Source organism: Endozoicomonas montiporae CL-33 (genome assembly GCF_001583435.1).
GTDB lineage: Bacteria > Pseudomonadota > Gammaproteobacteria > Pseudomonadales > Endozoicomonadaceae > Endozoicomonas_A > Endozoicomonas_A montiporae.
Window position 1 is genome coordinate 1,452,921 of sequence record NZ_CP013251.1, and the last position, 23,375, is coordinate 1,476,295.

At 49.5% G+C, this 23,375-nt stretch carries 20 protein-coding genes; 9 read left to right on the forward strand and 11 right to left on the reverse strand.

Annotation, left to right across the window (positions count from 1 at the left end; all coding sequences use genetic code 11):
* The first annotated feature begins 213 nt into the window (after window positions 1–213).
* Window positions 214–1,617 (forward strand): sodium:proton antiporter NhaD, encoded by a 1,404-nt coding sequence (gene nhaD / locus EZMO1_RS06345; RefSeq protein WP_034874679.1) that lies wholly within the window; start codon window positions 214–216, stop codon window positions 1,615–1,617.
* Here nhaD and EZMO1_RS06350 read toward each other — a convergent pair.
* The 4 genes from EZMO1_RS06350 to EZMO1_RS06365 form a co-directional block, all read right to left on the reverse strand.
* Entirely contained in the window at window positions 1,610–1,951 is a 342-nt protein-coding gene (locus tag EZMO1_RS06350) for a hypothetical protein (RefSeq protein WP_145912497.1), read from the reverse strand. The two genes, nhaD and EZMO1_RS06350, sit on opposite strands and share 8 nt — an antisense overlap.
* 42 nt (window positions 1,952–1,993) lie before the next feature.
* Window positions 1,994–5,101 (reverse strand): efflux RND transporter permease subunit, encoded by a 3,108-nt coding sequence (locus EZMO1_RS06355; RefSeq protein WP_034874676.1) that lies wholly within the window; start codon window positions 5,099–5,101, stop codon window positions 1,994–1,996.
* 125 nt (window positions 5,102–5,226) lie between these two features.
* Window positions 5,227–8,352 (reverse strand): efflux RND transporter permease subunit, encoded by a 3,126-nt coding sequence (locus EZMO1_RS06360; protein ID WP_034874672.1) that lies wholly within the window; start codon window positions 8,350–8,352, stop codon window positions 5,227–5,229.
* Window position 8,353: 1 nt separating this feature from the next.
* On the reverse strand, window positions 8,354–9,559 hold the full coding sequence (locus EZMO1_RS06365) for an efflux RND transporter periplasmic adaptor subunit (protein ID WP_034874670.1): 1,206 nt from the start codon (window positions 9,557–9,559) through the stop codon (window positions 8,354–8,356).
* 623 nt (window positions 9,560–10,182) lie between these two features.
* Here EZMO1_RS06365 and EZMO1_RS06370 point away from each other — a divergent pair.
* From EZMO1_RS06370 to EZMO1_RS06390, 5 genes are all read left to right on the forward strand, one after another.
* Window positions 10,183–10,881 (forward strand): response regulator, encoded by a 699-nt coding sequence (locus EZMO1_RS06370; protein WP_034875526.1) that lies wholly within the window; start codon window positions 10,183–10,185, stop codon window positions 10,879–10,881.
* Window positions 10,882–10,930: 49 nt separating this feature from the next.
* Window positions 10,931–12,325, forward strand: a complete 1,395-nt coding sequence (locus EZMO1_RS06375) for an ATP-binding protein (protein WP_051789748.1) — start codon at window positions 10,931–10,933, stop codon at window positions 12,323–12,325.
* A complete protein-coding gene (gene nfi, locus EZMO1_RS06380) occupies window positions 12,292–12,999 on the forward strand; it encodes a deoxyribonuclease V (RefSeq protein WP_236631995.1) in 708 nt (235 codons plus the stop codon). The genes EZMO1_RS06375 and nfi overlap by 34 nt, the downstream gene beginning before the upstream one ends.
* 34 nt (window positions 13,000–13,033) lie before the next feature.
* Window positions 13,034–13,591 carry a hypothetical protein gene (locus tag EZMO1_RS06385; RefSeq protein ID WP_145912498.1) on the forward strand — a complete coding sequence of 186 codons (558 nt, stop codon included), beginning with the start codon at window positions 13,034–13,036 and terminating at the stop codon, window positions 13,589–13,591.
* 134 nt (window positions 13,592–13,725) lie between these two features.
* Complete coding sequence (locus EZMO1_RS06390) at window positions 13,726–15,696, forward strand: sensor histidine kinase (protein WP_034874666.1); 1,971 nt, start codon at window positions 13,726–13,728, stop codon at window positions 15,694–15,696.
* On the opposite strand, the gene EZMO1_RS06395 is transcribed toward EZMO1_RS06390, so the two are convergent.
* Entirely contained in the window at window positions 15,659–16,057 is a 399-nt protein-coding gene (locus EZMO1_RS06395) for a VanZ family protein (RefSeq protein WP_051789746.1), read from the reverse strand. The two genes, EZMO1_RS06390 and EZMO1_RS06395, sit on opposite strands and share 38 nt — an antisense overlap.
* The gene (locus EZMO1_RS06400; RefSeq protein WP_051789745.1) at window positions 16,045–16,728 is read right to left on the reverse strand and encodes a pseudouridine synthase; all 684 of its coding nucleotides are present in this window, start codon (window positions 16,726–16,728) and stop codon (window positions 16,045–16,047) included. Before EZMO1_RS06400 ends, EZMO1_RS06395 begins: the two co-directional genes overlap by 13 nt.
* A 203-nt stretch (window positions 16,729–16,931) precedes the next feature.
* Between EZMO1_RS06400 and EZMO1_RS06405 the strand changes: the two genes are divergently transcribed.
* Window positions 16,932–18,380, forward strand: coding sequence for a DASS family sodium-coupled anion symporter (locus EZMO1_RS06405; RefSeq protein ID WP_082211886.1), 1,449 nt, complete (start codon window positions 16,932–16,934; stop codon window positions 18,378–18,380).
* A gap of 314 nt (window positions 18,381–18,694) precedes the next feature.
* Here the strand turns inward: EZMO1_RS06405 and EZMO1_RS06410 are convergent, their stop codons facing one another.
* A complete protein-coding gene (locus tag EZMO1_RS06410; RefSeq protein ID WP_034874664.1) occupies window positions 18,695–18,892 on the reverse strand; it encodes a DUF2788 domain-containing protein in 198 nt (65 codons plus the stop codon).
* Between the two features lie 137 nt (window positions 18,893–19,029).
* On the opposite strand from EZMO1_RS06410, the gene EZMO1_RS06415 reads away from it, so the two are divergent.
* Both EZMO1_RS06415 and EZMO1_RS06420 read left to right on the forward strand, forming a co-directional pair.
* A complete protein-coding gene (locus EZMO1_RS06415) occupies window positions 19,030–19,392 on the forward strand; it encodes a hypothetical protein (RefSeq protein ID WP_034874662.1) in 363 nt (120 codons plus the stop codon).
* Between the two features lie 45 nt (window positions 19,393–19,437).
* Window positions 19,438–20,547: a hypothetical protein gene (locus tag EZMO1_RS06420; RefSeq protein ID WP_034874660.1), complete on the forward strand. Its 1,110-nt coding sequence runs from the start codon at window positions 19,438–19,440 to the stop codon at window positions 20,545–20,547.
* A gap of 3 nt (window positions 20,548–20,550) precedes the next feature.
* On the opposite strand, the gene EZMO1_RS06425 is transcribed toward EZMO1_RS06420, so the two are convergent.
* From EZMO1_RS06425 to EZMO1_RS06440, 4 genes are all read right to left on the reverse strand, one after another.
* Window positions 20,551–21,159: a DUF416 family protein gene (locus EZMO1_RS06425; RefSeq protein ID WP_034874657.1), complete on the reverse strand. Its 609-nt coding sequence runs from the start codon at window positions 21,157–21,159 to the stop codon at window positions 20,551–20,553.
* A 109-nt stretch (window positions 21,160–21,268) separates the two neighbouring features.
* A complete protein-coding gene (locus EZMO1_RS06430) occupies window positions 21,269–21,859 on the reverse strand; it encodes a hypothetical protein (RefSeq protein WP_222842203.1) in 591 nt (196 codons plus the stop codon).
* Window positions 21,860–22,259: 400 nt separating this feature from the next.
* A complete protein-coding gene (gene efpL, locus EZMO1_RS06435) occupies window positions 22,260–22,826 on the reverse strand; it encodes an elongation factor P-like protein EfpL (RefSeq protein ID WP_034874653.1) in 567 nt (188 codons plus the stop codon).
* Between the two features lie 89 nt (window positions 22,827–22,915).
* Window positions 22,916–23,329, reverse strand: coding sequence for a DUF3301 domain-containing protein (locus tag EZMO1_RS06440; RefSeq protein ID WP_051789741.1), 414 nt, complete (start codon window positions 23,327–23,329; stop codon window positions 22,916–22,918).
* Between the last annotated feature and the right edge of the window lie 46 nt (window positions 23,330–23,375).

Consider the following 23,375-nt stretch of genomic DNA (forward strand, 5'->3'; position numbering starts at 1 on the left):
TATGGAATAAAAGCATACGCTTAATAAGTTGATGCTTAAAATGAGAACAAAATTGAATTAAAACATTGTCGTATAGATTCCATGGCTTGTTTTTCTGCTCTTTTTACTCTCAGAAGAAGCTGGTCTACACACCAGATCACCCTGTTTTTCCGTATTTAACAGCGTTATGCTGTACGCACTTCGGTAAAAATACTTACGTCGCAGGTGGTGTATATGTGTCGCAGAATTCGGCGTGCCTCGTTGGGTGCGTTAGCGATTTTTTTCCCACAGATCGCTCTGGCTGCAGATGATCTGTTAAGAGTCACAACGGATCCACTGGCCTGGGCCTGTGTTGCCATTTTTGTGGTGGCTTACATAGCTGTCATGGCGGAAGAAAAAATCCACCTGCGTAAATCCAAACCTGTGATACTGGCTGCAGGGATCATCTGGGCACTGATTGCCTGGCTGGCAAAAGAACAGGGTGTTTCGCATCAGGATCTGTCAAGTGCCGTGATGCATGATCTGGAAGAATATGCGGCAATGTTTCTGTTCTTGCTGGTGGCCATGACGTATATAAATGCCATGGAAGAACGGCATGTGTTTGCCAGTTTACGCTCCTGGCTGGTACAGAAAGGCTATAACTTCCGACAGCTGTTCTGGGTGACCGGAATACTGGCTTTCTTTATTTCTCCCGTTGCGGATAATCTCACCACTGCGCTGTTGATGGGCGCAGTGATTATGGCTGTCGGGCAGAAGGATGTTCGCTTTATCTCTCTGGCGATGGTCAATGTGGTGGTGGCTTCCAATGCCGGAGGGGCGTTCAGTCCATTTGGTGATATTACAACGTTGATGGTCTGGCAGGCTGGCAAAGTTGAGTTTGCCCGGTTTTTCGCTCTGTTTATTCCATCGGTAGTGAACTTCCTTCTGCCTGCCTTGATCATGAGTGCTTTTGTCAGCAAAGGACAGCCTTTACCGGTCAAGGATCAGGTGACCGTTCGGCCAGGTGGCCTGATGATCTGTTTTCTGTTTCTTTTAACCATCACTATTGCCGTTTCCTTTGAACATTTTCTGGGTTTGCCACCCTTTATGGGAATGATGACCGGGCTGGCGTTGCTGATGTTTTATACCTACTTCCTCAGGCTGCAGGGCTTGACCAGTAGCAAGCGCTTTCCTTCCGGAATGCATAACTATGAGAATCTGGACATCTTTCAGCGGGTAGCCCGTGCCGAGTGGGATACATTGTTTTTCTTCTTCGGTGTTATCTTTTCGGTGGGCGGGCTGCGTTATCTGGGGTACCTGGAAGTGGTCTCCGAACTGATGTACGAAGGTATTGGCGTAAGCTGGACAAATATTGCCGCCGGTGTCGCTTCAGCCATTGTCGATAACATTCCGGTGATGTTTGCGATTCTAGGAATGAATCCGGAGATGGATACCTTTCAGTGGCTGTTGATTACCCTGACAGCCGGTGTTGGGGGCAGCCTGCTGTCGATTGGCTCGGCAGCGGGCGTTGCTTTGATGGGCACATCGAAAGGGCACTATACCTTTATGTCGCACTTGCGCTGGAGCTGGGTGATTGCCCTTGGATACATTGCCAGCATACTGGCACATTTTCTGATTCATGGAAGGTTGCTTATCTAAGCAGGTAAACGACATACGGTGCACATTTTCCGGTGGTTCTTATATTAACAATGGCATCGTATCGCTGGTCAGATTCAAGGTTCCAGCCTTGGTTGTGCAGGGATAAATCCAGACTGGACATATCAATTCCGGCTCTCTTGAACCGAAAGGCGTTAGGGGCCGAGTCAGGTGTGAAGCTCACCTGAAGGGGGGCTTCGGCACGGTTCACGACCACCGATCCCCTGACGGGTTCATAATGGCAGTTCAAAGGGGCACTGGTGCTGCAGCTGGCAAGCAACAGGCTGATCATCGTTACAGTGTAAAGCCCTGAATGGCAGTATTTGCTTCTTCCCATCACTCTCCCCCTGCTGATATCCGTACCTCGCAGGTATGATTATTACCTGCCTTTGTTCCAATGTATATGCACAGTGCGGATAACAAGGTAATAAGCCGGAGTTAACAGGGTGGAAAGAATGGCAACGCTGAGCATTCCCCAGAACACTGGAAGTCCGAGGGAAATTCTTGCCGAGGCGCCTGCTCCGCTGGCCATCACCAGAGGTAATACACCGAGGATAAAAGACAATCCTGTCATGGTAACCGCCCTGAAGCGCAGGCGGGCAGCTGTGCTGGCTGCGCTAAACAGAGTGTCACCTTCCTGTTCCCTGTGCCGGGCAAACTCGACAATCAGAATGGCATTCTTGGCTGCCAGACCAATCAGCAGAACGATGCCGAGTTGAGCGTAAATATTGTTATCGAGACCCGACAGGTAAAGTGCCAGCAGGGCACCTGCCAGTGAAATAGGAATCGAAGCCATCACAGCAATGGGCAGAAGCCAGCTTTCAAATTGCGCTACCAGAAACAGGTAAGAAAACAACAGGGCGAGCAACAGAATCAGAACGGTCCACTGACTGGATTCGAGCTGCTGCAGGGACAGACCGGACCATTCATAGGTGAAGCTATCGGGCAACTGTCTGGCAATGTCTTCCATTGCCCTCATGGCATCTTCTGTCGTATAGCCCGGAGCGGCCTGTCCACTGATGGAAGCCGAGCGAATCAGGTTGTAGTGTTCCAGGTTGGATGGACCCATATGCGGCTGGATTTCTACCAGTGTTTTCAAGGGCACCATTTTTCCGTCCTCGTTGCGAACGTGGAGTTCAAGCAGGTCTTCCGGTGTTGTCCGGTCTTTGGTCTGAGCCTGCAGAATAGTGTTATAGAGTCGGCCAAATTTGTAGTAATAGCCCAGATAACGGGTGCCGAGATAGCTTTGCAGAGTATTTTGCAGACTGGACATTTTAACGTTCTGGTTCAGAAGCTTTTGCCGGTCAATAATGACTTTCAGGTGAGGTTCATTGGCACGGTAAGTGCTGAAGGGTCGCTGAATTTCAGGTCGGGCTTCTATCTGCGCCATAACAATATCGAGCATTCTGGACAGTGTCCGGGGTGACTGTTGCAGACGATCCTGAAGTTTAAAGTTGAACCCGCTGAGCATGCTCATGGTCGGTATGGCTGAGGGCGGGATCGCCATAATACTGGCACTGCTGATGCCCTCCAGCGATTGCTGAACCCGGTCAATGACGGCAAAGGATGATGAATCCCTGTTTTTTCGTTCACTCCAGGGGTTGAGGATAACGGCGACAAACCCCGAGTTGGAGGCGTTGAATCCGGAGACTGGACTGTACCCTGTGACAGCAACAGTATGCTCGACCTCTTTCTCGTTCTGAATAATGCTGACAACGTCTTTCAGCACCTTGTCTGTTCGATTAACTGAGTGACTGTCAGGCAGCTGTACAAATACAAAGAAATAGCCTCGGTCGTCAATGGGTATAAAGCCTTTGGGTAAGACCTTAAACTGCCAGCAGACCACGATGATTGAAGCCAGCAATATGACCAGAGCCATGCTCCAGTGTTTCAGACACCAGCGGGTGATATTCAGATAGGCGTCAGTTATCCATTGGAAACCGGACTGCAACCAGAGTTGCAGAGGATGGCGGGCACGGTCTTTTTCATTGAGCAGCAAGGCGCACATGGATGGACTGAGGGTCAGGGCGCAGATGGAGGAGATCAGTACGGCACTGGAGGTGGCGACTCCAAATTCTTTATAAAACTGCCCGGATGTACCCGGAATAAAACCAATGGGGAAAAACACCGCCAGCAGAACCAGGGTTGTGGCAATCACCGGGCCGGTTACTTCTTTCATGGCAGCGACGACAGCAGAGTGAGCTGACAGGCGGTTTTCCTGCATTTGTCGCTGAACGTTTTCCACGACGACAATGGCATCATCCACGACAATGCCGACTGCCAGCACCAGCCCGAACAGGGTAACGGTATTCAGGCTGTATCCCAGAACATAGAGAACGGTAAAACTGCCTACCAGTGAAACCGGAATGGTAATAGCAGGAATCAGTGTGGCTTTCCAGTCGGCCAGAAACAGATAGATGACCAGAATCACCAGTGCGATGGTAAGTAGAAGAGTCCATTTCAGTTCGCTCAGGGTCTCCTTAACAAACAGGCTACTGTCGTACGGAACGATATAGCTGAGCCCTGCCGGCAGTCGTTTATTCAGTTGCTCCAGCTCTTTGTGGATCGCCTGACTGACTTCAATGGCATTGGAGTCGGGTGTTTGATAAACCGAGAGAAGAATGGCATGAGCATTATCCAGCCGGTTAACAAAGTCATAGTCTTTTGAACCCTGTTCGACTTGTGCAATATCACCAAGTCGAACCAGCTTGCCGTCTTTGCTGCGCCTTATGACCACCTGCTCAAATTCTTCGGTGGTCAGCAGCAACCCTTCGACTTCAATGACATATTCCAGTTGCTGATGATCCAGAGAGGGTTTTTGTCCTACTTTGCCGGAAATGACTTCCAGATGCTGATCGTAGAGTGCGTCTTCAACATCTTTCGGGGTCAGCCCAAGGCTTGCCATGCGATCCGGATCAAGCCAGATGCGGAGGCTGTATTCTTTATTGCCATAAATCATGACATCACTGACACCGGGAAGTCTGGACAGGTTATCCATGATGTTCAGGCTGACATAGTTACTGAGCCAGATATCGGAGTGCTCGGGGTTATCCGAGTAAAAAACCACAAACATCAGCTGGGTGGGGTTTTTCTTGAAAACCTGAACACCTCGTTCGCGCACTTCCAGGGGCAAATAGGATTGTGCCAGTGTGACCCGGTTTTGTACTGCCAGAGTGGCAATATCAAGATCCGTTCCCGCAGCAAAGGTCACCTCCATGTTCATGGAGCCATCGTTGGCGCTATTGGATGAGGAGTAGAGCAGGTTATCCAGCCCGTTGATCTGTTGCTCGATGGGGTTGGCAACGTTTCGTTCCACCTGGCTGGCAGTGGCACCCGGATAATGGGCGTTCACGTAAACCTGAGGCGGTGTGACATCCGGGTATTCCAGTGTAGGCAACAGGGGAAGGCTCAGTAATCCGCTGATAAAAATAATCAGCGCCAGTACCTGGGCAAAACGGGGGCGTTGCAGAAAAAAACGGGTCAGCATTGGATTTATCCTTATGGTGACCAGAACACTATAGACAAATCGGTACTAATTGTTGGGTAAAAACAGTGGTTGAGGAAAGGGAGGTTGCCCCGGACAGACCTGTATCCGGGGCAGAAGGGAGCCGGTTAGCAGTTAGCTTTATCCGGGTTGAAATGCTCGCGCAGACGCTGCAGCAGGAAGTAGAACACAGGAATCAGCAGTGTACCGATGACCGTGGCGGCGATCATACCGGACATTACTGTTGTACCAATGATCTTACGACTGGCAGCACCGGCACCGCTGGCGAATACCAGTGGCATTACGCCCAGTACAAACGACAGTGCTGTCATCAGTACCGCGCGGAAACGCAGTGCAGCTGCATCGGCAGCGGCGTCCAGAACGCTCTTGCCCTGTTGACGCTGAACCATGGAGAATTCCACGATCAGGATGGAGGTCTTGGCGGCAATACCAATCAACAGAACCATACCGATCTGGGCATAGATGTCGAATGCCATCTCCGGAGCCATCAGGCGGAACAGGTTAATACCGGCGAATGCACCAAAGGCGGCCACCGGTACGGCACTGATGATCGCCAGCGGCATAGACCAGCTCTCGTACTGAGCCACCAGGAACAGATACACAAACAGGAACGCCAGACTGAACAGCAGCGGTGCCAGGTTGCCGGCTTCGATTTCCTGCAGACTCTGGCCGGACCAGGAGTAGGTGTAACCGTCTGGCAGCGTTTGAGCGATGTCTTCCATGGCGGTGATCGCTTCACCGGAACTCAGTCCCGGAGCCGCTTGGCCACTGACGTTGGCAGAACGGAACATGTTGTAATGTTTCAGACTGTTAGGGCCCAGAATCGGCTTCAGGGTTGCCACTGTCGTCAGCGGTACCATTTCACCTTTATTGTTGCGCACATAGAAACGACTCAGGTCGGAAGGACCGGTACGGTACTCACTCTCTGCCTGCAGACGCACCTGGTAGGAGCGACCAAACTTGTTGAAGTCGTTGATGTACGCTGAACCCAGCTGGGTTTGCAGTGTCATGAAAATTTCAGACAGTGCGATGCCCTGGGCTTTGGCTTTGTCACGATCCACATCCAGATAGTACTGAGGGATGTTGGCACGCCAGGTGCTGAATACACGATTCAGGCGAGGATCCTGATTTGCCTGGTAAACCAGCCCGTTCAGAACCTGTCCCAACTCCTGTGCGGAACGCCCTTCGGTGTCCTGCAGACGGAAGTCAAAACCGCCGGACGTACCCAGACCCGGAATGGGCGGGAATTCAAAGGCCATGGCCTGTGCTTCCGGCAGTGTCCAGACCATGCCCTGAATGCGCTGCATTACGGCAGACTGATGCTGATCAGGGTTTGGGCGTTCACTCCAGTCCTTCAGGTTGGCAATCGCCATACCACCGTTGGAGCCCGCACCGGCAAAGATACTGAAGCCGGATACAGTGATCACGCTGTCAACATCTTTATCTGCCCGGATCATATCGGTCAGCCTGGCCATCACATCTTTGGTTCGGTTCAGGGAGGCTGCATCAGGCAGCTGAACGTCTATCATCACAAAACCCTGGTCTTCATTGGGTACGAAGCCACTTGGGGTTTTGTCAAACATGAAACCGGCACTGCCTATCAGAATGGCAAATAAACCCACACTCAGAATGGATCGACGCAGCAGCAGTGTGACCCAGCTTTTGTAGCCTTTGGTCATTCTGTTGATAAAGGCGTCCAGAGGTTTCAGCCACGCAATATGCCCCATGGACTCTTTCTTAAGCAGGGTGGCACACAGAGCCGGACTCAGGGTCAGAGCGTTAATGGAAGAAATGACTACCGCCACGGAAATAGTGACCGCAAACTGGGAGTACAAACCACCGGTAATACCCGGCATAAAGCCGACCGGAACAAACACCGCCAGCAGCACCAGGGTGGTTGCCACGATGGGGCCAGCCACTTCCTTCATGGCCTGACTGGTCGCCGCTTTCGGCTCCATGCCTTCTTTGGTAATGAGTCGCTCAACGTTCTCAATAACAACAATGGCGTCGTCTACCACCACACCGATTGCCAGTACCAGGCCAAACAGGGTGATGGTATTGATGGAGAAACCCAGTACCAGCATGATGGCAAAGGTACCAATCAGGGATACCGGAACGGCAATAGCCGGAATCAGGGTCGCACGCCAGTTCTGCAGGAACAGGAATACCACCAGAATAACCAGTAGCACCGCCTGGAACAGAGTGATAACCACTTCACGAATGGACTCGTCAATAAACTCAGTGGTGTCAAAAGCAATGACATACTCAACCCCTTCCGGGAAGTTGGCTGACAGTTCCTCCACTACCTGTTTAACATCGGCTGCAACGCTCATGGCGTTGGCGTCGGGTTGTTGGTAGATAACCAGAAAGCCAGTATCTGCGTTATTGAATTGGGATTCGGCACCATAGCTCTGAGAGCCCATTTCGACCCGGGCAATATCGCTCAGACGAACAATGGTACCGTCCGGACGGGCGCGGATAATGATGTTTTCAAAGTCGGCAACATCACTCAGGCGCCCCTGGGTCTTGATGGTGTAGTTAAACTGCTGGTCAGGCAGGTTGGGTCCCTGGCCCAACTGACCCGCTGCAACGATTGTATTTTGCTCCTGCAATACAGCAGCAACGTCAGTGGTGGAAATTTCCAGTGCGGCCATGCGCTCCGGGTTCAGCCAGATACGCATACTGTAGATCAGCGGGCCCATGATACTGGCGTCTGCCACACCGTTAACCCGCGCCAGCGGATCTTTCAGATAGTTGTTGGCGTAGTTACTCAGATAGACACCGTCGTATTCAGGCCGGTCCGATATCAGGTTGATACCCAGCAGCATGTTGGAAGACTGCTTACGTACCCGCACACCCATACGACGAACGTCTTCCGGCAGAATCGGTTCGGCCGCAGATACACGGTTTTGTACGTTGACCATCGCCATGTCCTGGTCCACACCGGACTGGAAGGTAACGGTGACAGTGGCACTGCCATCATCCGCAGAAGACTCCATATACAGCATGTTTTCCACACCGTTAATGTTGTCTTCCAGAGGACGTATAATCGCCTCTTCTATGGTCTCGGCGTCTGCGCCGGGGTAGCTGGCATTAACGGTGATCTGTGGTGGTGTGATGTCCGGGAACATTGCCACGGGCAGGGTGTTCAGGGCGATCAGGCCGACCAGCGTGATGACGATCGATATGACAAAGGCAAACTTGGGCCTGTTTATAAAAAATTGACTGAACATCTCAGTTACCCTGCTGAGTGCTGGAGTCGGCCTGAGGTGACATCAGAATGCCACCGGTTTCAGGGTCAATATTGACAATATCTGGCTGAACTTTTACACCGGGGCGAACTTTTTGCAGGCCTTCCACGATGATGTGTTCACCGGCTTTCAGGCCTCTGTTGACTACCCAGAACGGGCCGATACGGCGTCCCATTTCAACCTGGCGGCTCTCCACCTGATCGTCAGCGGTCACCACCAGTACGAATCGTCCACTCTGGTTTTCCTGAACGGCAGACTGTGGCACCACCGGACGATCTTCTTTCTCGTGGCTTTCAACAATCAGGGTCACGTACAGACCCGGAATAATGATGCCGTGAGGGTTCGGGAATTCGGCACGCAGGGTCAGGGTGCCGGTGGTCTGGTCAACCTGGGTGTCGGCGAAGTTAAATTTGCCCGGCTGGTTATATTCAGAACCGTTTGGCAGGCGCAGGCGCATATCGAAGCGGCCGTTATCGGTGCGCTGGCCACCGGTGTTCTGCAGGTGGTTTACCAGCATGCGCTCATCAACCTGGAAACTGACGTACATTGGATCAACGGATGTCAATGTGCCCAGAGAGCTTGAGGTGGGGCCCACCAGATTGCCAACACTGTAACTGGCGCGACCAATCTGACCGGCAAACGGCGCATGGATGCGGGTGTAACCGAGGTTCAGTTTTGCGGTTTCCAGTCCGGCTTCAGCGGCCTGAACAGCGGCTTCAGCACGAGCCTGATTGCTGGTCTGGGTGTCCAGATCCGCCTGACTGATATGGCCTTTCTGGAACAGGTCTTTGCTGCGCTGAAGGTCCCGGACGGCTTTAGTATGTTCGGCTTTGGCGCTGGCAAGGTCTGCTTCGGCTTTTTTCAGGGCTGCTTCATAGGGTTTCGGGTCAATCTCAAACAGTAACTGTCCGTTTTTGACATTTTCCCCTTCAATGAAATCACGCTTGGTCAGGAAACCTTCCACCCGGGCACGCAGGTCAACGGTTTTGACAGCTTCAGTACGGGCGATGTATTCCTGATAATCACCAACAGGCTGTTTGGTAACATTAATGACAGAGACGGCAGGTGCAGGCATCTGCCCCTGTTGTTGTGGCTGTTGGTCACAACCGGTCAGCGCAAAAAGAGACGCGATGATAAAGCCAACCGACATCAAATGTCGCTGGCGGGTGTGTGAAATGATCGATTTCATTGACTGCTCCGATCGGAAGAAACAGAAGAAGGAGTTGCTAGCGTGTGGTGGGTGGCCAATGCGTGTTGAGTAGCAGCGTGTCCGAGGGATGACAGTTTGTTAAACCCGTTGAGCCATTCTCCACTTTGGGCGTGGATTCTACCTGCTGAAAGGCTTGTCTTGTAGTGTTCAGAGCGTGTTTTACAAGCAACTGACGCAATGCTGTACATGTGAACGTATTCCATCATGATGCTGTCACTCATTTACAGGACTCTTACTGATTCTAACCGCCAAATTTAGATCAGCAGGCATACACTGATGGTCGTCTGCGGTTGTTCATTGTCTTTTGTAGTTCGCAAAGAAACTGTTCGTAATGACGCAATGAGCAGTCTCGAATGGATCAGGATAATTGTTTAAACCTGATTCTGGAGGCATGTGCGAATTTGTAACTGCACTGTCAGTCAAAATCCAATATGATACGGGCAGGTTTTAGTACATCCGGCCGGTAGCATATTGCCAAATTTCCCTGTTACCCCGAGCTGTACTTTAACCCCGACGAACCCCCGCCGGGGTCTTTTTTATCTGGAGCGGCTGCATCACCGGGCAGTGGCTCTGTGCTCATGGTTGTCTGGATGGAGTATCAAATGAGTAGCGACAGCGTAAAACTTCTTTTGATAGACGATGATGTCGAATTATGTGAGTTGCTGATCGAATATCTGGCCACTGAAGGTTATGACGTAAAGGCGGTTCATGATGGCGAGTCGGGTGTGGTGTCTGCACTGTCCGGTGAGTATCAGCTGGTGTTGCTGGATGTCACCCTGCCGAAGCTGAATGGCTTTGATGTGTTGAAAAAAGTCCGTCAGACCTCGGACATTCCCGTGCTGATGCTGACGGCCCGTGGCGACGATGTTGACCGCATTATTGGGCTGGAATTCGGTGCGGACGACTATCTGCCCAAACCTTATAACCACCGTGAACTGGTGGCTCGTATCAAGGCCATTCTGCGTCGAGGTCGTACACAGGTGGCTGACAGCAACCCGCGAACCCTCAGTATTGACGATATCACCCTGAATCTGGCGAATCGTGAAGCCACCATTGACGGTGAGGTACTGGAGTTAACCGCCACCGAATTTATGGTGCTCAAAGCGCTGATCGAAAAAGCGGGTGAACTGATTTCCCGCGATGAGCTGACACAGATTGCCCTGAATCGTCGTCTGACGCTTTATGATCGTGCCATTGATATGCACGTGAGTAATGTTCGCAAGAAAATTGGCACCCGTGCTGACGGCTCTGCCCGTATCAAAACTGTGCGTGGTGCCGGCTATTTTTATATTCGCCCGTGACGGTGTCACTGGTTCACAAGCCGTGAGCACGTTCGCAGTAGCTGATTGAATGAAAGCGCAAATACATAAAATGCTGGCCTGGCCCTTTCGCAGTTTGTTCTGGAAACTGTTTTTGTGGTTCTGGCTGACCATGGTGTCGATGATGGTGGCGCTGGTCGTAGCGGTTGCCATTACTGTTGACCCGGCTGATTTCCTGTCTGAACGACGAGCCCTGTTTCGTGAGCTGGAAGTTGCATCCCGACAGGTTGAGCGGATGGCTGCAGGCTGGTCTACCAACCTTGCCATAAGACAGTTGCCTGGTAGTTATTATTATCTGTTCGGGCCTAACGGCGAACCGGTGGGTAGGCCAACGGTGCCGTCTGAAGTCCAGTTTTCCTACAACAAAACCCGGGACCGGCGCGAGCCTGTGATTACCTTTCGCAGCGGTGTTGTGGTCGTGGGTCCAAGGAAAGTCTGGATTGATCGTACTCCCTTTGATCTCTACCTGACCAAGGAAATGCCGCGGCTGGTGCACTGGCGGGTCAAAAAGGTGTTTGCCCAACAGTGGCATCTGGTCATCATTGCTCTGGGCGTCAGCTTCCTTCTGAGTATTATGCTGGCTCGCTATCTGGTAGTGCCCATACGACAGTTGCAGGGTACTTCCCGTCGGTTGGCGCAGGGCGACTTGGCGGCAAGGGTGGCTCAGGTGGTGGGTGACCGTGGCGATGAGCTGGGTGAGTTTGGTCGTGACTTCAACCACATGGCCGAGCAACTGGAAACCCTTATAAACGACAAAGAGCGATTGCTCAGGGATGTGTCCCATGAGCTGCGTTCCCCCCTGACGCGTTTGCAATTATCGTTAGCGCTGGCTCGGCGGAAGTCGCCCGATGCCGAGTCTGAGCATGGGCGTATTGAGCGTGAAATCGAACGGCTGGATCAGATGATTGGCGAAATTATCCGATTTTCACGTATTCAGAGTGGTGTAACGGATCGTGCCTGGGAACCTGTGTCTCTGCATGGCCTGATAGAATACATTGTCGATGATGCTGATTTTGAGGCTCAGGCTCAGGATAAGACAGTGGTGGTGACAGAAAGTCAGGACATTGAAATCAACGGTGTCAAAGACTGGCTGGGAAGTGCTATTGAAAATATGGTGCGCAACGCCATCCGTTTTACGCCTGAAGGCAGCCGGGTTGAAGTGGCTCTTAAAAAGCATAAACGACATGCTATTGTGACGGTCAGGGATTATGGTCCGGGTATTCCCGAAGACGCCCTGGACTCGTTATTTGAGCCTTTTTTCAGGGTGGACGACACCCGTGGTAAAGAAAATGATGGCTTTGGGCTGGGGACGTCCATTGCAATGGGTGCCGTAAAAAATCATGGCGGCATCATTACGGCAAGGAATGTTCATCCGGGTCTTGAGGTGACCATTTGTTTACCTTTGAATCACAAGGTCGCCGTCTGACCGTTGCTCAGGCTCATGACTGGCAACAGGCAATGGCAGAACGGATTGTCTGTCACGATGATATGAACGATGTCCGCACAATCGCTGGTGTGGACGTCGGTTTTGAAGAAAACGGAACAGTCACCAGATCGGCGGTGGCTGTTCTTGCTTTCCCGCAACTTCAATTGCTGGACTTCACCATTGCCCGCCTGCCTACCTGCATGCCCTATATTCCCGGGCTATTGTCTTTTCGTGAAACACCGGCCGTTCTGGCCGCTTTGCAACAGCTGACTGTAAAGCCTGATCTTTTACTGTGTGATGGTCAGGGCAGGGCGCATCCCCGCCGTTTCGGAGTGGCGTGCCATGTGGGGCTATTATCGGGAATACCTGCGATCGGTGTTGGCAAACAGAAGCTCTGTGGTGAGCATGATGTTTTGCCGGATGAAAAAAACAGCGTGGTTGCGCTGACGGAAGGGCAGGAAACCATAGGCACAGTGCTGCGAAGTCGCCGTGGTGTTAAACCGTTGTATGTTAGTATTGGACACAGAGTTTCTCTGACATCTGCTGTGCATTTTGTGCAGCAAAGCCTTGCCGGGTTCAAACTGCCTGAACCCATTCGATGGGCCGACGGACTGGCATCTAACCGGGGGAAGACCGTTGAAAAAGCTAATCATATTCTGGGGCGCACATCGTAACATTGCTCGGGTTATGAACCTGATGCTTGTTTCAATGATGACTGCAATACTTGCCGGATGTCCGTTTTCCAAATCCGAAGTGCTGACAGAAGAACAGCTTCAGTCTCTGGTGAATGAGAAATTTATGTCGCCACAGATTCGCAAGCTGGAAGTGTTGCCGCCCTTTGTTAATGTCCAGCTTTATCTGGAAACGCCAACACTCATTCTGGAAGGAGACTTTCAACCGTTGGGTTTTCGCTTCAATGGGACTCTGGATGCCGACGTTTTCAGTGATTATGTTGAGGGAGGCATTACCGACCCTATTCCATTCGGGATAGAAGGTACGGCTAATCTGGAGTATCGACCGGATGACAGGGCGTTCTTTTTCTCGGATGTGAAGCTGGAGAATGCCCGGATTGATCTGGATATCGCCATGGTTGAAACGTTGATTATTGATCAGTTGAAGAAAGCACTCAGGCAGGAGTTGGGGAGTTTGCCGATTATTCCTCTGGATGAGGGAGATGTTCTGTATCGAAAACTGGGCAGCTTTCCTGCCGCTGCGGTAGTCGAGCAGGGTCGGCTGGTAATTACCCCGAAAGTCAGTGAAAGCTGACCAACTTGCTGCCGCCGCACGACTGCATGGAATTGGTATTAGTGCAAACACAGAAGCAGTTGCCGGTAGGGTAGTCTATTCTCGGACAGCCTCCTAGACTGTAGTTATTATTGTGCATTCATCTGAAGGAACAGATGTCTTACTCATCGTTGGATGGAAAACCCTCTATTTTGAGCACTGCCCGGCAGGCATTAAGCCTGTTCGTCTGGCTATGGCTGATTGTCTCCAGTTTCTCTTATGTCCATGCCGATGTAACGATCATCACCGAAAATACCGAAGAGCTCAATCTGATTACGGTTTCCGAGTATCTTGAAGACCCGGATAGTCAGTACACCCTTGAAGAAATTAACCGGCCTGAAGTCGATGCGCTGTTTAAACCGGTACAAAAAACTGTATTTAATAAAGGAATCAGTGAGTCAGTGGTCTGGCTGCGCTTTGATTTGCGCTATCTGTCTTATGTTGGAGAAGAACTGGGTACCTGGCTGATTGAACTGGCTCACCCACCACTGGATCTGGTGACAATATATATTGAGGATGATTGGGATGGTTTCCAGCAGCTTAATGCCGGAGACAAGTTTCCTTTTGATGTCAGGCTGGTGGAATACCCGCGCTTGCTGTTTCCGGTGGATATCCGTTCCGGCGATACCTTACGGTTTTATGTTCGTATAGAAACCAGCGGGTCTTTGTATGTGCCTTTAAAGCTCTGGTCTCCACTGGCTTATATAGAGCGCTCAAGCAGTATCAATATATCCCAGGGAATGATTCTGGGTGCCCTGGTGACCCTGCTGATCTTCAACCTGATTATCCTGCTCCGGCTTCGTAGTAGCAGTTACCTGTTTTTTGCCATTCATGCCAGCTGTTTTCTGATGTATTTCCTGTCGATCAGTGGTATCGGGCTCCAGTACCTGTGGCCTGACTCTCCTTCTCTCAGTGCGGGGGCTCCGCGTTATATTAGCGCTTCTGTTACATCGCTGATCATGTTTTCGGTTGTTTTTCTCCGTCTGGGTAAGAAAGCGGCCAGCCTGAACCGCTTTCTTACCATGCTGTTACTACTCAGTATTTTTATTCTGCCTGTTACTATGTTGATGACCTATGAACAGGCCGTCTGGCTGATTACTGGCCAACAGTTGCTGGTGATGCCCTGCCTGATGTTTGCAGGGCTTTATATCTGGCTGGTGAAAAGGGATCGCTCGGCAAGATTCTTTTTTGCTGCCTGTCTGGTGCTGATGGCGGGTGAAGCGGTTTATGCGTTAATGATATGGCTGAAACTGGGGGGCTCTGCTTTCTATGTTAACGCTGTCCCGGTGTCAGGCGTGATTGGACTCATTTTATTGTCTCTTGGTTTGTGGAGTCGTGTACGACGACAACGGGATGAATGGGTGGTGACGGAAGTGAATTCCAGACAGGCTCTGGAGAAGGAAAGCCATAGAATGCTGGAAGGTAGCCGGCTGAAAGCTGAATTTCTTTCAACACTGTCTCACGAGCTGGAGCAGCCTGTCCGCTACATTGCAGAAAAGATACAGCAGGTTGAAGAGCCCGGTTCGTTTGAGCAGAAGGAATTGCTGAATAATATCCGCAAAACGGCTTCAGAGGTTGATGAACTGATCGCCTATCTGGTGTCGTTATCTGACCGGCAGGAAGAACTTGGCCAGCTTACAGAAGTTCCTTTTAATATGCAGCGACAGATGGATATTCTTAAAGATGGTGTCAGCATTGTGTGTGAAGACCAGTCTGTTGAGCTGCTTTTCGAGATTGCTGATGATATATCGAGGACTTTGTATGCTGATGCAGAAAAAATGTCCAGGGCTCTCAGGTATGTCATCGAGAATCTGGTAAAGCTGGGGGTGGGGTCTTATGTTCAGGTAAGAGTGCAGAAGTATGAGCATAAAAATCCTGAAAAAATGGGCATTACCTTTAGTGTTGTCGGAACGCTGAAAAACGATGACGATGAAGTGTGTTATATGATGCCAAAGGGGGTATGGTGGTCATTGTGTCGCCAGATTATGCATGCGCTCGATGGCTCGGCCGCTTGTACGCAACAGGCGTCCGGAGAAGTCTGTTTTGAACTCAGTCTTGGATGCCGGGTCGATACCAGCGCCAGTTGACCACCGGGGTTCGTTTGAATAAGGGTCTTGTTGTTAAATACAAGCCAATACCTGCAGCATCCGCCAGAAGATCCAACCATGAAAAATGACGATACCCTGTAAAGAGTTGCAGCACTTCCAGTGTCAGACCATAACCAAGCAATGCCAGTACTTTCCTGCGGTTTAATTCGGTTTCAGGCCAGCTGGCATCCATCAGATAGGTCAAAACAAGAAAGGCGGCGATATGTTGTAGCTTGTCATTCCAGTCTGACAATGGGATTTGGTCAACGGGTAATAACCCGAGGATGGTCATGGTTATGAGGGCGGTTGCCAGAGAAACTCTGGCAAGCAAAGAAAAATGTCGGGTGATTATCGCTTCCAATGCGTCGTCCTTGATCGCCGGTGCCAATGGTGAGCCTGCTTCGGGCTTTTATGGCTTAATTGTTTTTTTAATGATTCAGGTACTGGTACTTCACGAAACGCACCTTGTGTCAGATTGTCCAGTGTCCAGTCACCTATCTTATAACGAACCAGCCTTAAAGTGGGATAGCCAACGGCAGCGGTCATTCGTCGAACCTGTCGGTTGCGCCCTTCTTTTATGGTCAGTTCCAGCCAGCTGTCGGGAATGGACTGTCTTACCCGAATCGGAGGGTTGCGATCCGGTAATGCAGGGGCGCTGATACGTCTGACGATGGCTGGCAGTGTCAAACCATCATTCAGTTGCACGCCTTTTCTCAGTTGGTCAAGAGCCGTATCATCCGGAACACCTTCCACCTGAACCCAGTAGGTTTTCGGCATTTTATGCATGGGTGAGCTGACCTGATGCTGGACTTTTCCGTTATTGGTCAGCAGCAGCAACCCTTCACTGTCGCGGTCAAGGCGGCCTGCCGGGTATACGCCGGGAATGGCAATGTAATCTTTCAGGGTTGCCCTGCCTTCGGCATCTGTGAACTGGGTCAGGACACCATAAGGCTTGTTAAACAGAATCAGTCGGACAGGCTCGTTGAGGCTTCTGGCTGGTTTGGAAGGTGGTTGGTGTGTGTTTCTGCGCATGATGCATGTCCGGAGAAAATAGCATGGGATTATAGGGTGACAGTCGATCTATAACATCAGTATTTGAATAAAAGTAAACAACCGTGCTCAGCGGTTGAAAAAATAATCTGAACTACACTGTTGCCCTTAACTTACAAACACCGGTCAATGGCGTGTTTTGTTCCTGATCGGATAACAATGATAAACACAGGATGAGGTGAACGTTGAGTGATTTAAAGCCTGCTGAAAACCATTCTATTTTGACCCGGCCAGCCTTGTTGCTAAGGTATTGTGCACCCTTGCTGCTCGGAGTGGTGCTTTGGAACCTCTCTGTGCCGGAAGGTATGGATGCCAGAGGTTGGCAAATGATGACCATTTTCCTGAGTACATTGCTGGGTGTAATGGTTTTGCCGATCCCGATGTCTGCCGTTACCTTTTTTGGTATCGCAGCACTGGGGTTAACCCAGACTTTGACACTGAAACAGGCACTGTCTGGCTACAGCGAACCCATCACCTGGTTGATTGTGCTGGCATTTTTTATTTCGCATGGTTTCATCAAAACCGGGCTGGGTCTGAGAATGGCGTATTGCTTTATGCGGATGCTCGGTAAAAGTACGATTACGCTGGGCTATGGCATGGTGTTGACAGATACCGTGCTGGCACCCGCCATGCCTAGTATTACAGCCAGAGCGGGGGCTGTGGTTTACCCTATCATGCGTTCTATTGCCGAAGTGTACAACAGTCATCCGGGAGAACCTTCTGCCAGACGCATGGGGACTTTTTTAACCCTTGTTGTGTTCCATGCCAATGCCATTACCAGTGGTATGTTTCTGACCGCCATGGCGGGTAATCCACTGGTGGTAAAACTGGCGGGAGATCAGGGAGTGGACATTACCTGGGCCTCCTGGGCGATAGGTGCCATTGTTCCCGGCCTGCTTTGTCTGGCCATAATGCCGGTTCTGCTTTACAGAATTTCACCTCCCCAGTTACGGGAAACGCCAAAAGCCGTGGAGATGGCCACTGAGAAACTGCATGAACTGGGCAACTTTAAACGTGATGAATGGATTATGGCCGGGACATTTGTTGCGTTACTGGTGCTCTGGGTTACCGGGCGTTATTTTGGACTGTCGGCTGCACTGGTGGCTCTGTGTGGTGTCTGTGTTTTGTTGCTGTCTGGAGTATTGAACTGGGACGAGATTAAAGGCAATAAAGGCGCCTGGGACACTATGATCTGGTTTGGTGCCTTTGTCACAATGGCGCACTTTCTAAGTGAGTTTGGCGTTGTCACATTTATCAGTAGCTCAATAGGTTCGTGGTTTGAGGGTATGCCTGTGTGGCTAAGTCTGATAGCCATCAGTGTGGTGTACTACTTTGCACATTACTTTTTTGCGGCAACGACGGCCCAGATCAGTGCCATGTATGCCAGCTTTCTGATTATTATGATCGGCGCAGGCGTTCATCCTGTGGGGGCGGCTCTGACATTGGCTTATCTGAGCAATAACTGTGCTGTAGTTACGCATTATGGTAATGGTCCGGCTCCTATATTGTTTGGTGCCGGTTATGTGCCATTGGCCACCTGGTGGAAAGCAGGCCTTTTGATGAGCTTCGTCTACCTGACCATATGGCTCACGGTGGGTACAGCCTGGATGGAATGGTTGGGATATTTTGGGTAATTACGTTAAAAGTCGAATGGTTACAATGGCTGAATGGGTAATAATACGAACCGCCGTCACTGTGTGAGTGGTTTTTTGTGGCAGGTTGTCAGTTTGTGTTGAAACTTGGCGTATATTTACGGATTAATGAATTTGTCGGAACATTCAAAATAACAAGCAGATAGGCTGCTATATCTTATCTCTTGTCATGGAGTGCTGATGTACTCAACGGCAGGTCTGTTTGACTTGTCGACTTGTCATGTTCGTTCTTCTATTCTGGCCCGGGTCAATGTTTTGACCCGGGCTTTTTTTTATCTCTTTCGGGCGGATGACTGTCAGCCAATCGAACTCATCAGAAATCCTTTGATGACAAAGCCCAGCACTCCCAGACAAAGTGCTCCAAATAAAACAAATGTACCGAATTTGCCTGCCCGGGACTTTTTTGACAGGTCATAAACAATGAAAGCCATAAACAGAATCAGCCCTGTCAGCAGGGTTTTAAGCATCAGGGATTCAAAATCTTCTATTTCCATTACTGCGTACTCGGTTGTTTATTATTCTGTATCAGTGACACATCTGGTTAATGATTTTAGCGGCTATGTTCAGACGAATGAATGTTTGTATCAAATCTGTCTAAACTGAAATTAGCAACCTTATGGAGAGACAGGGAATGGCATCCCGCATCCGCTTGGTAGATATTACCAAACTCAGCAAATCGAGCTTTCTGGTGCAGCAGGAATCTGAAGCTGTTCTCAGTCAGGCCAGTCAAAGCTTAAAGCAACAGGCTCAGTTCATAGAGAATGTAGGCCTGGATCGTAAAGCCCTCAGAGATTTCATTAATAGTGACCGCTGGACAGTCAAACAAAGACACAAGGCCCGTCAAGAGCTGGTTCGCTTCAGTGAAGAGCTGAAGCAGGGAATGTCTGAAGAGGCCTCAGAAAAGCGCAGAGAAATCAGAGTGGCCAGTAATCTTCTCAAACCAAAAAGCAAGAGCAAATCTACAGTCCGGAGACGCCGTACCGGGTTTGTATAAAACCGATCTATGCACATCTGTGAATAAAGCAAGGATGCGTGCAGCATGAGTAATGTTAATGGCGTAAATAATAATAACATTTCTTTTCAAACCCTTGATCCGGCAGCATTGAGTCAGCAGGACTTTATTGCGGCTGTTTATCTGGAACGGGGTAGTATGCTTGATGGCGAAGTGCGCCGGATTGCAAAGGACATTGAGACATCCAATAACCTACTGCACTCTGTTAATACCCTGATTAACAAGGCTAACATTGCCCAGTACAGTGACAGTAACTATGACGCTCCAACCTGGACCCAAAACGGTAAGAACATTGTTCTGGATAATGGTTATGGATTGGGATTTCAGACGGATGATGCAGGTAACACCTCATTTACGCTGGTAGATGCTGAGGGTAACCAGCTGATCTATAAAGATAAGACCCTCATTCCAGTAGCAGCTGGTGGCAGTGCAGATGCAAGTGAAGTTGGTATTCCTGTCATGAATGATATGACAATGGTTCTTGATGATGGTACTGAAATCACCTTCGAAACAGGAGCCGCCGGTGTAGCCTTTGATTCCAGTGATTTTTCCGGTGGTCTGGCAGATATTCAGACGATTACCATCAAGCGTGGTAATCAGGGAATGACCATCAATGATGTGAACACGGCAGATCCCAAGATTGTTGCAGCTGCTTTGAATGGCAATACGCTGGATACGCTGGATAACGATGGTCACGTTTTGCTGGAAGCAGGAGGGTTGAACTCTTGGGAGTATGATGGTGTTAACTTAGCCAGCTTGACCCGAACCGACCCAAACGATGCAGATGTTCAGGTTAGCGGATACTCTGCTCGTAAACTTGCTTTTCAAAATAACCTTAATGAAGAATACAGTGGCGGGCTGCCAGCATTAACAAGTGCAGAAAAGGATATTATCACTAATACACTGAAAATTACCCTCAATGATTCCAGCGGAGAGGGCAGGCTTACACAACAAGAGTGGGCCACTCTCAAAACAGGGCTTCAATCTGCCAAGGAAAATCTCACTGGCAGCAACCAGCTGCAGACTGTCCAACTGCAAAGAGCATTGACAACGCACAATCAGAACTACGATGCCATGTCGAACGCTGAGAACAAAATTTACAGTCTGCTGCGGGATATTGTAAACAATATTAAGTAGTAATCAGTCTAACGAAATCCCCAGTTGACTGATGCCATCATTTTGAGCCATCGCCCTGACCTCTTTCATAAAATCAGGGTTTTGTTTTTTCTGGGTTTTCAGTATATCCAGCATGTTATCCAAAAAGCCCATATGTTGTTTGTAGAGGTCGTGTTCTTCAATGTATTGAGCCAGCTCGGTACCATTCAAATCAGGTACTTCGGCATAGCGAATAAACTTACCTATGGTACTGAGAGACAGCGTAAGAGCGCTGGCGGCTTCATCATGACTTGGCGTCATGGCACAATTTATGGCGCAGTTGATACTGACAATGGCATCCAGGGCTGGTTGAACACCAAACATATCGAAGTCATCGGGATTTGGTGTGTTGTCGTCGATTTTTTCCAGCAGGCGTTCAAAGTTTTTAGAAGACTGGTGACCGGCTATATTGTCCCATAGCATGTTCAGGCAATGCCTGACGGTTGGGCTATCTCCGTATTCGGCCAGCTCAGAAAATAGCGCGAAATTCGGCCATGCTCGTTCGGAAACAGCGGTAGCAGCGGCGGTGAGCTTCCAGTCTGTGAACGAATCGATCCTGTCACGAAACAGGGCATACTGCTTATGTGTGTTCAAGGTAACTTCCTGCTGTTGAATCAGGTGGCGTATTGTATCAGGAGTGGTATGGTATCAAGAGAAATATTGCATCAGGCAGTTAAAAGGAGGCCATCGCTCTGAGTAGCTATCAGAGCGACCATTTGAAGTTTACCGTCACAGAGTCCATTTTGTAGTTGGAGTTGAGTTCAATTTTAGAGTTGTCCATAAGGCAGCTTTCCGCCTTAAGTTTGCCGCTGAATTCAACTTTTCCGCACTTCCCAAAATTAAATCGGGTTTTTTCTTTCAGGAATTCAACACGCTCTTTTATTGGTTTGGCAAATCCCAGTGCGTCCAAGCCAAGATAAGCGGCACTGGCAGCAGCATCAGAGGAGAGTTTTTTAGGGTCTTTAAAGGCTTTATAAATAAATTTGCCAACTTTCTTTTGGGTGAATTTGTTGGATTTAGCGTTAACATCCAGTTTTGGCATGTCGTCTTGATGATTAGAAGAAAAAAGTCGTTGAGATCTGGAAGGCGAATAAGAATCGATTTGAGCGACGTCGTTAGAGAATTGATTCAGGTATTTGGCGTAGCTGATTGTGCTGTTAGTATCAGGCGCTTCAGCCCATGCCGCAGGAGCAATTGCCATTACAAGCAGCTGCCTGAGTGATCGACAGATATGGCGGCAGTGAAATAATTTACGTCCATCCATGGTGTCTATCCTTCCCTGACGTTTATCCATTAACGCCAATAAATATATTGCCAGTCTATACACCATGCTGGCAAGGAATTATCCCGTATTTAATCAGTAAAGCATCCGGTTTTGCTGGCTTCTATACAGAAACCCTTTTATATAACAATTAAATCTATAAATAAGAATTAATTATTATTATGAGCACTTAATCATAATTGAGCTGCATAAATATGACAGAACAAATAGAAAAACGAGTTAACAGGTCTCTTTCTGTTATTTCTATTTATGCATTTTTTAGTGTACTGCTTACGGAGCTGTGTAGGGTTTTATCGGATAATGGACAGGGATCTTGAATGCTCTTTGAGTTGTTAAGAATAGCTGGATAAAGATAAAAAAACGGATACCAACAGGCAGCCAAGCGATTCGGGCTCTGCTGCCTGAATAAGGATCAGGCTCTGGACATAAATTTGCCTGTTTCAGTATTCACTTTGATGACTTCACCAATACTCAGATATTCGGGAACCTGCACTTCCAGCCCGGTACTGAGCTTCGCTGGCTTGGTTCTGGCCGCAGCCGAAGCGCCTTTAATGGCTGGTGAGGTATCGATAATTTCCAACGCAATAGAAGCAGGCAGCTCTATCGCCAGCAATTGTCCTTCAACCAACAGGGCGGTCAGCCCTTCCATGCCATCACTCAGGTACAGCAGCTGATCTTCAATGGTGCTGCTATTTACCAGATATTGGGCGTAGTCTTCAGAATCCATAAACGTGTACTCATCGCCTTCTTTATATAAGAGTGAGACAGTACGTCTTAACAGGTCTACATCGGTGAACTGATCATCACCTGTGCAGGTCTGTTCCAGTTTCTGTCCGCCAGGAACGGAAGAAAAACGAAACTTATAGAGTGTTGAAGCGCCACGAGCCGAAGGACTTTTGGTTTCAACCTGACGAACCAGATAGTATTGACGGTCAATCTGAACAATCTGGCCTTTTTTCAGTTCTCTTGCGTAACTCATACTGCAAGCCCTTCAAGAAGATAATAGTGCGCGCATTCTACCAGAGACTGCCTTTGCGCGAGAGTCACTATTTTTGCAACAATGCAAGATCATTTTTTCTGTCCGGGGAACGGTATGACGGTTCCGGATTGAGCAACGCCTTCTTTTTTATAAGAGGCAGAAAGAATAACATTGTTATCCTGTGCTCCGGCTTCATCAGGATACTGTATATCCATCATCTGTAACCTTACGCCCAGCAGGCGTATATGGCCGGGATAACGGCGGATACCGTCAGGTGTAAATTCAAAACTAAAGTCCCTTGACAGGCACATCTGACCATCAGGCCCGCGTTTGGGGCGAGTCTTATAACGTACAACGGTTCCATCCAGAAACTGCAGGTTCATATCCTTGCAGGCCCTTTTGCCGTGGGTGATGGCGATTTCCCGAGCTTTGGAGGTGTCTGACCAGTACCAGAGAGCCAACAAAGCAGGAAATATCCAGAGAATAGTGTCCATCAAAAACATAGAACCAGCACTTAAAAAATTATCAAAATAGTTAAAAAAATCGATT

Coding starts and splice junctions, on each gene's coding strand:
- EZMO1_RS06350 (WP_145912497.1), bottom strand. CDS start 1,951: ATGGGAAGAAGCAAATACTGCCATTCAGGGCTTTACACTGTAACGATG.
- EZMO1_RS06415 (WP_034874662.1), top strand. CDS start 19,030: ATGGCATCCCGCATCCGCTTGGTAGATATTACCAAACTCAGCAAATCG.
- EZMO1_RS06385 (WP_145912498.1), top strand. CDS start 13,034: ATGATGACTGCAATACTTGCCGGATGTCCGTTTTCCAAATCCGAAGTG.
- EZMO1_RS06355 (WP_034874676.1), bottom strand. CDS start 5,101: ATGCTGACCCGTTTTTTTCTGCAACGCCCCCGTTTTGCCCAGGTACTG.
- EZMO1_RS06375 (WP_051789748.1), top strand. CDS start 10,931: ATGAAAGCGCAAATACATAAAATGCTGGCCTGGCCCTTTCGCAGTTTG.
- efpL (WP_034874653.1), bottom strand. CDS start 22,826: ATGAGTTACGCAAGAGAACTGAAAAAAGGCCAGATTGTTCAGATTGAC.
- EZMO1_RS06360 (WP_034874672.1), bottom strand. CDS start 8,352: ATGTTCAGTCAATTTTTTATAAACAGGCCCAAGTTTGCCTTTGTCATA.
- nhaD (WP_034874679.1), top strand. CDS start 214: ATGTGTCGCAGAATTCGGCGTGCCTCGTTGGGTGCGTTAGCGATTTTT.
- EZMO1_RS06410 (WP_034874664.1), bottom strand. CDS start 18,892: ATGGAAATAGAAGATTTTGAATCCCTGATGCTTAAAACCCTGCTGACA.
- EZMO1_RS06370 (WP_034875526.1), top strand. CDS start 10,183: ATGAGTAGCGACAGCGTAAAACTTCTTTTGATAGACGATGATGTCGAA.
- EZMO1_RS06400 (WP_051789745.1), bottom strand. CDS start 16,728: ATGCGCAGAAACACACACCAACCACCTTCCAAACCAGCCAGAAGCCTC.
- EZMO1_RS06365 (WP_034874670.1), bottom strand. CDS start 9,559: ATGAAATCGATCATTTCACACACCCGCCAGCGACATTTGATGTCGGTT.
- EZMO1_RS06440 (WP_051789741.1), bottom strand. CDS start 23,329: ATGTTTTTGATGGACACTATTCTCTGGATATTTCCTGCTTTGTTGGCT.
- EZMO1_RS06390 (WP_034874666.1), top strand. CDS start 13,726: ATGTCTTACTCATCGTTGGATGGAAAACCCTCTATTTTGAGCACTGCC.
- EZMO1_RS06430 (WP_222842203.1), bottom strand. CDS start 21,859: ATGGATAAACGTCAGGGAAGGATAGACACCATGGATGGACGTAAATTA.
- EZMO1_RS06420 (WP_034874660.1), top strand. CDS start 19,438: ATGAGTAATGTTAATGGCGTAAATAATAATAACATTTCTTTTCAAACC.